This is a genomic window from Bradyrhizobium sp. IC3123 (assembly GCF_020193625.1).
Lineage (GTDB): Bacteria > Pseudomonadota > Alphaproteobacteria > Rhizobiales > Xanthobacteraceae > Bradyrhizobium > Bradyrhizobium yuanmingense.
The window spans coordinates 1-1,048 of sequence record NZ_JADYVF010000049.1 but is presented as its reverse complement, the minus strand read 5'-3'; the positions used below and the strand labels follow the sequence as shown (position 1 = coordinate 1,048).

Annotated in this window: 1 protein-coding gene; it reads right to left on the bottom strand. The window is 59.6% G+C overall.

The features are described 5' to 3' along the window. On the bottom strand, nucleotides 1-1,048 hold a 1,048-nt coding region (locus tag I6F20_RS37550; RefSeq protein ID WP_225131591.1), incomplete at both ends, for an AMP-binding protein.

Here is a 1,048-nt window from a genome sequence, read left to right as displayed (position 1 = left end):
CACCCACCGCGCCGAACGGCACGGGCGCGCCATGGCCATCCAGCAAGTACACACGCGTGTTGGCGATTGGGCGCCCGATCGGGACCAATGACCCATTAAAATCAGCCGGGCAAGTCCAGATCGTCGCGAATGTCGTCGTCTCGGTGGGCCCGTAGCAGTTAATGAGACGTACGGGGCCCTTTTCCTTTAACAATCTCAGAAACGAGGCAAGATCACCGCACTCACCCCCACAGAGGAGGTGCTTCAGTTGCGCCAACGTCGGAGCAATCGTTGATGTATGTTGGTTGAATAATGCTGTTGTTAGAAACAGTGTCGTCACCCGGTGCTGTTCAAGCGCGCGGGCAAAACTAAGAGTATCCCTGACGGTGGCGGCATGCATGGCAACAATGCAACCACCGTTAAGCAGCGGTGCCCATACTTCGAACGTGCTTGCGTCGAAGGCGGGATTGCCAGCCCATGCCACCCGATCTCCTGCATCGATCTTCACATACCCACTGTTGATCACGAGCCGGTTGACGGCACGATGAGGAACAACAACTCCTTTGGGAAGGCCAGTTGAGCCAGAGGTGTACATGACGTAAGCGGCAGTTTCAGCGCTCAACGCCAGCCCAGGATCGGAACTACATCCCGTTCCAGCTATGAGCGGCCCAATAGTACGAACAGGTATCGTCGCCTCAACCAGATCATCAGCGCAAAGCACCAAGCGTGCAGCACAATCGGCCCTCAGCAATTCTTGTCGTGCCGGCGGGAGGGCGCGATCGATCGGTACATACACGCCGCCGGCCTTCAGAATTGCCAGCTGCGCCACCAGAAGAGCGACGGAGCGGTCCAGCACTGTGGCAATGCGATCCCCAGGTTTGACCCCGAGGGCGATCAGGTGATGCGCCAGGCGGTTGGCCCGCGCATTGAGCTCGCCGTAGATCAGCCGCTCATCTTTGCAGACCACCGCCACCGCATCCGGCGCCTTGTGCACCTGCGCCTCGAACAGCTCGTGGATGCACCGCTCCGCAGGATACGGCGCCGCCGTCCGGTTCAGCTCCTCCAGCAG